The 6,640-nt window shown below is 48.1% G+C and carries 6 protein-coding genes; 4 read left to right on the forward strand and 2 right to left on the reverse strand.

Features of this window, described 5'->3' with window-relative positions; genetic code table 11:
* Positions 1–4 precede the first annotated feature (4 nt).
* The gene (locus KKE17_02365) at positions 5–1,000 is read right to left on the reverse strand and encodes a diguanylate cyclase (GenBank protein MBU1708825.1); all 996 of its coding nucleotides are present in this window, start codon (positions 998–1,000) and stop codon (positions 5–7) included.
* Between the two features lie 205 nt (positions 1,001–1,205).
* Between KKE17_02365 and KKE17_02370 the strand changes: the two genes are divergently transcribed.
* Positions 1,206–1,694: an 8-oxo-dGTP diphosphatase gene (locus KKE17_02370; GenBank protein MBU1708826.1), complete on the forward strand. Its 489-nt coding sequence runs from the start codon at positions 1,206–1,208 to the stop codon at positions 1,692–1,694.
* Between the two features lie 186 nt (positions 1,695–1,880).
* A complete protein-coding gene (locus KKE17_02375) occupies positions 1,881–3,536 on the forward strand; it encodes an AMP-binding protein (GenBank protein ID MBU1708827.1) in 1,656 nt (551 codons plus the stop codon).
* 82 nt (positions 3,537–3,618) lie between these two features.
* Here KKE17_02375 and KKE17_02380 read toward each other — a convergent pair whose 3' ends face one another.
* Positions 3,619–3,966: a hypothetical protein gene (locus tag KKE17_02380; GenBank protein ID MBU1708828.1), complete on the reverse strand. Its 348-nt coding sequence runs from the start codon at positions 3,964–3,966 to the stop codon at positions 3,619–3,621.
* Between the two features lie 760 nt (positions 3,967–4,726).
* On the opposite strand from KKE17_02380, the gene KKE17_02385 reads away from it, so the two are divergent.
* Positions 4,727–5,929: a TraB/GumN family protein gene (locus KKE17_02385; GenBank protein ID MBU1708829.1), complete on the forward strand. Its 1,203-nt coding sequence runs from the start codon at positions 4,727–4,729 to the stop codon at positions 5,927–5,929.
* A gap of 60 nt (positions 5,930–5,989) precedes the next feature.
* Positions 5,990–6,316 carry a ribosome assembly RNA-binding protein YhbY gene (yhbY, locus tag KKE17_02390; protein MBU1708830.1) on the forward strand — a complete coding sequence of 109 codons (327 nt, stop codon included), beginning with the start codon at positions 5,990–5,992 and terminating at the stop codon, positions 6,314–6,316.
* Positions 6,317–6,640 lie beyond the last annotated feature (324 nt).

Raw genomic sequence — 6,640 nt, forward strand, 5'->3', positions numbered from 1 at the left:
GCAATCAGGGATTATCCGGAGAAAACTTGATTTGATCCCTGCCTTCTGACTTGGCACGATAGAGAGCCCTGTCGGCATCGCGGACAAGATTGTCCTGCTCACTGCCTTTTCCGGGCTTTGATGAGGCAATTCCCATGCTTACCGTAACCTGATCAGAAACCGAGGAACGTTCGTGTTTAAGATGGAGGGCGGCAAGCTCTTTTTTTACATTTTCAGCAACCGTAATCGCCCCTTCAAGATTGGTGTTCGGTAAAACCAGGACAAATTCTTCCCCGCCGTATCGGGCGACAAAATCGCTGGCGCGCTTGATTGCATCGCTGAGCATAACAGCCACCTGCTTGAGGCACTCATCCCCGCCCTGGTGGCCATAATAATCATTATAAGCCTTGAAAAAATCTATATCGAGCATGATAAGCGAAATGAAAGTCTTCTCCCGCATCGCGCGCTTCCATTCCTTTTTAAGGGTGTCATCAAAATAGCGGCGATTGCTGACACTGGTCAAACCGTCCATATAAGAAAAACGCTGGAGGGTCCGGTTCGCCTCCTCAAGCTGACGGGTGACTTCAAGCAATTCTTTTTCCCGTGATTTACGACGGTCCATCTCATGCTTCAAACGCAATACGGATCGTACCCGGGCCAGCAGCTCCTGTTTCTTTACCGGCTTGACGATATAGTCCACCGCGCCTGCCGCAAAAGCCATCTGCAGCACTTCGGACTCGTCCTTGGCCGTCACCATGATGACCGGAATATCCTTGAGGTGCGCTTCTTCCTTTATCCTTCGGGTTGCTTCAATGCCGTCGATGACCGGCATGACGATATCCATGAGAATGAGATCAACATTACCGGCGACCGCCCCCACCGTATCATCATAAAGACCAAAAAAATCAAAGCATTCCTCTGCTGAACTGAGAAAATGAAGATCTGTATATCCGGCCTTTTTCAGGGTGGTCCCGAGCAGGACCTGAATGACTTTGGAGTCATCAACTATAAGGATACTCACAGATACCTCATTTCTATAGAATTAATTTTCCAGAAAAAACAAGCCCGACAAAAAGGAGCATAGAACTATTAATGCATTAATTATCTCCGGATTTCAACTTCAAAAAAATACCAGCACACTTTTATTATTGTCAAATATGAATTACAAGGATTACTGTTCCACTGAGCTGATGTCACTTCACCTCTCAATGGAAGGCCATCCGACCATGAACTATACTCCGATTATCGGCACCCTGGGCTATATTCTTTCCCCTGATCGCACAAAGACCCTGCTTATCCACCGGAACGCCCGGGAAAATGATGCCCACCGGCATAAATACAATGGCCTGGGCGGCAAAATGCATCCTGACGAAGATGTGGTCAGCTGCATGAAACGAGAAATTCTTGAAGAGGCGGGGATCAGTTGCGAAGAAATCCTCCTGCGCGGCACCATCAACTGGACCGGCTTCGGGCCGGACGGCGGAGACTGGCTGGGGTTCATCTTCCGGATTGACCGATTTTCCGGAACTCCAAGGAAAAGCAACAACGAAGGCACTTTGCTCTGGCATGCCGTTGACCGCCTGAATGATCTTCCCATGTGGGAGGGGGATAAATATTTCCTGCCCCTGGTCTTCGACGATGATCTGCGGCAGTTTCACGGACACATGCCCTATAAAGACGGCAGCCCGCTGGGCTGGAATTACAGCCGTATATGATGCCAGGGAAACCTTTCAACAGCGGTAATTTGATGGAATTCTCCAATTGCTTTTCAAGGAAAGTACCATTGATTCACGCTCATGAGAATTCAGGGGCCAGGAGTCTGTAGACAGAATAACGGATCATACTGCCTTTCTTCTGGTTGCTGGGTACTGAATTCTAAATTCACATTGATGCAAGGAACCATGACTCTTTCAACGTTAAATGACCTGATCCAGACCAGCGCCCGGGAATTTGCCGGAAAACCCGCGGTTTCCTTTGCCTTTGAAAAACCCATGGTTTACCGGGATTTTCAAAAAACCGTCCGGCGGGTCGCCGCTTTCCTTTCGCGTCGCAAGGTTACCAAAGGCGATACCGTGGCAATTCTCGCCGAAAATTCGCCAAACTGGGGAATCGCCTATTTTGCCATTGTCCGGCTGGGGGCAATTGCCGTGCCGATTCTTCCGGATTTCACCGGACCGGATGTCCGTCAGATCATTGCTGATTCAGGCGCTACGATTCTTTTCACCACCGAGCAGCAGATCGAAAAGATCTATGAAATGAAGAAACACCCGTTGCGCCTGGTAATCACCCTGGATAATTTCACCGACGACAACGAATTGCTCAACTGCATGACCTTCAGGCAATGTATCCAGGACGGCAAAGACGCTGTTCTTCCGGACCGCGCAGTCACCAGTGAAGATCCGGCGTCGATTATCTACACTTCCGGCACATCCGGCCATTCCAAAGCGGTGGTTCTCACCCACAGCAATTTCATGGCATGCACAAATTCAGCAAGCCGGCTTATTGCAATCAGAAAAGACTGGACCTTTCTTTCAATGTTGCCCATGTCGCACACCTATGAATTCAGCATAGGCTTTCTGCTGCCGCTGATGACCGGCGCAAGGATCGTCTATACCGGAAAACCGCCGACACCAACCATACTTCATAAAATCTGCCAGAAGGAAAAACCGGACGTCATCTGTGTGGTGCCGGTGATAATGGAAAAAATCTATAAAAAACGGGTAGCCGCCACCATCAACAACAACAAGTTGTTAAATTACTGTGTAATGATCCCCGGCGTCCGCAATATCATCCTGAAAGCCATCGGCCGTAAATTGCTTGATTTTTTCGGGGGACGGCTCCAGCTTGCCGCCATCGGCGGGGCGCCGATGATCAAGGAGATAGAGATCTTCTTTTACAAATCAGGGTTCCCCTATCTGGTGGGATACGGCCTCACTGAGACTGCGCCGCTTCTTTCAGGCGGCCCGTTCAGAGATCCGACAATTGCCGTGGGATCGTCAGGAAAACCCATCCCGGGAGTGGAAATCCGCATTAACGACCCGGATCCCCGGACCGGCACAGGAGAAATACTTGCCCGCGGCCCGAACATCATGCAGGGGTATTACAAGAACCCCGAACTCACCGCGCAGACCATTGATGCCGACGGCTGGCTTTCCACCGGTGACCTCGGTTACCTTGATGACAGAAACAATCTGTTTATCACCGGCCGCTCAAAAAGTGTCATTGTCCTTGCCCACGGCGAAAATATTTACCCTGAAACAATCGAGGACAAGATCAACGCCAACTATCATGTTGCCGAATCCCTGGTGATTGACAACAACGGCAGACTCGAAGCAATCATCTACCTGGATTATGATCTCATCAGCCTTGAAACCGGTGATCAAAGTCAGGCGGCACAACTGGAATACATCGGTGGCCTGCTTGACAAAATCCAGAAAGAAACAAATGCTCAGCTGCCCCTTTACTCCCGGATATCAAAATGCATCGAACGCCGGGAGCCTTTTGTCAAAACCGCAACCCACAAAATCAAACGTTATCTGTATTCAAAAGAATCCTGATCTCGAGGTACAGCTGAACAATCACGGTTCGGAGATTTTTGTTGTTTTTGAGGTAATAGGAGCCTGTCGGAATAGTTGCATCTCATGAAGCAGCTTCCGCTTCCTGTTTTATCAACTTTAAGATAATCACCCGGGTGAGTCCGCTGAAATACGCGATAAAAAACCAATAGATGGAAAAAAAGAACTTTGACGCTTTACAGGTACAAAAGACCCTGGTCTCGGTGGAAAGCAGGGTTGCATCTTGCCGGCCGGACAATTTAAAATTCCAGACACATTTAATGTAGCCTTTGGCATTGAATTGTTTAAATGCATCAGGCGAAACAATTTTAATCCCTTTTCTCCCGAAGAGAAACCCAAGGACAAGTCCTTCATTTTTTTTTACATCAAGCAAAATAAAACCATTGTCCATAAACCCCTTAAGACTCTGCATACCCCTCGGTAATCCACGAATTATAAAGAGAAAATTTATGATCTTTGATTTGGTGAATTTGACTGTTTTTATAATGGGAAAAACAATTTCAGGCGAGCGCTGTATCTCAATTTCATGATACTCGGAAAACTGACAATCAGTTAAATATTCATCGATGGACATGGGGTCACCTTACTGCTTGAAAGAAGACTTACAACCAGACTCGAACGTATTGCCCTAATTTTCAGCAGCTTTGTTACCATGGTTACAGAAAAAAGACAATAATCGTCAGGCAACATCCGGGAATTCTTTTTTTTCAACAGATGGGACTCTTTCATAATTTCTTCATACTTATTCTTTTCATGGAATAATCTTCCTGATCACCTTCAAATTCCCCTCTGAGCCGAATATAGCTGACAGCGCATTTCTCCGGGTTCGGCTGGTGAAAGACTCGAAATGCGCGATGTCCAGAACCCAGGAGCGAAAGCTCGGTCCGCTGGAATTGAGGGGGAATCAGAATAATCTTTAATTTGTATTATTACGCAAAAACGTGTATTAAAGAGTCCCTGACAGAATGACTATACCGCGACACAAATTCAAGGCACCCTACAGGCAAGAAACGAAACGCGAATATCCATCCGGCGGCCCTTTCTGTTCGCAATGTGGTCACAAGCCACACGGCGGATTCTTTTTTCTGTCGCACCCCGCAGGGCATAACGGCAAGCAAAGAAAAAATCATATTAACCATTATCAATGTCTGACACAGCTGAATCTAAATAATATGAACGAACAAAAACCTGTTGAAACAACCGGGACATATTCTTCGGACGTCCACTTTATCGACCATAACGGCCGAAAAATTATCCTGATCGGCACCGCCCATATATCCCGACATTCCGTTGATCTTGTCCGCGAGGTCATTGAGAAGGAAATGCCGGACCAGGTCTGTATCGAACTTGACGAAAAACGTTATGAGGCGCTGACTAAAAAACAGCGATGGGAGAATCTCAATCTCAAGGAAATAATCGTTAAAAAGCAGTTGAGTCATCTGCTGGCAAACCTTGTCCTGGCGTCATACCAGAAAAAACTCGGCGACCAGCTGGGCGTGAAACCCGGCACCGAACTGCTGGAGGCCGCCAAGGCGGCGGAAGAAAACAATATCCCCATTTCCCTTGCCGACCGGGATGTCCGGGTGACCATGCGCCGCGCCTGGCATGCAACATCGTTTTTCAAAAAATCCTATCTTCTGGCAACCTTGTTCGCCAGCCTCTTCGACAGCACCGCGATCACCGAAGAAAAACTCACCGAGCTCAAAGAAACCGACATGCTTTCCGAACTGATGGCGGAACTCGGCCAGGCGTTGCCGGAGTTAAAAAGGGTGCTTATTGACGAACGGGACACGTTTCTTGCCGAAAAGGTCAAGGAATCTACCGGCAACAAGGTAGTCGCGGTTGTCGGTGCAGGGCATGTGGAAGGCATTAAAAAGGCCTTTACCGAAGACCGGCGCAACCAGATGGAGGAAATCAACACAATCCCGCCGGTTTCACCGATCTGGAAAACAATCGGCTGGACAATTCCGGCGATCATCCTCGCTTCCCTTGGAATGATTGCATTCCGCAAAGGCGGCGCAGTTGCCGGGGATAACCTGATTTACTGGATACTTGCCAACGGCATTCCTTCATCCATCGGTGCAATGCTCGCTCTGGCCCACCCGATCACTATTCTTTCAGCCTTTGCCGCAGCGCCGATCACAAGCCTTACCCCGGTAATCGGCGCAGGTTATGTAACCGCCTTTGTTCAGGTCATGGTCTGTCCGCCTCTTGTCCGCGAATTCGAAGTTGTGCTCGAAGACATGGGGACCTTCAGCGGCTGGTGGAAAAACAAGGTCTTGCGGGTCTTTCTCGCCTTTCTGCTGCCGGGCTTCGGAAGTATGATCGGAACCTATATCGGCGGCTATGAGATTCTTTCAACATTATTTTCTTAATGGCTCAAGAGTATACAATACAGGTAGATGAAATTAACAATACAGGAATAAAAAGATAACATGGCTAAAACAAAACCAATACTACTCACCGGCAATCAGGCAAGATTCCTTCGGGGTCTCGGCCACCATCTCTCGCCCTTGGTCCATATCGGCAAGGAAGGGATTTCAAAAAACCTCATCGATTCAACAGGACAGGTGCTTCTCGCCCACGAATTGATCAAAGTGAAAGTCCAGGAAAACTGTCCGCTGGACAGAAAAGAGGTCGGACCGCTCCTTGCCGAGAAAACCGGCGCATCCGTTGCCCAGACCATTGGAAGAATTATCCTCCTTTATAAAGAAAACAAAGACCTCAATGAAGATAAGAAAATCAAATTGCCGAAAAAATAAAGACTCCGACACAGAGGCACAAAGGCAGAAGGCACAGAGTAAAAACAACAAAGTAAACCCTATGCTGATTGTTTAATTTTTATCAGGTTTGAACTGTTGTGCCATCGTAGTTGTTGTTACAAATTTCGATGTCTCCGTCTGTCTGTGGCCTTTGTCCCTTTGCCCCTTCAACCTACTTAAGGTGTACTGGGCATATCAGGAAGGGCCTGCTGATCAAGGAGATCCTCGGTTCTTGATTCCAGTGCCTCCCGCTGAACATCAGGACCTCCCCCATGGGTCAGGGGATATTCCCGATCAATGGGATCAAACGGCTGAGCACCAGGA

The organism is Pseudomonadota bacterium, from assembly GCA_018823135.1.
In the GTDB taxonomy this organism is placed as follows: Bacteria; Desulfobacterota; Desulfobulbia; order Desulfobulbales; family CALZHT01; genus JAHJJF01.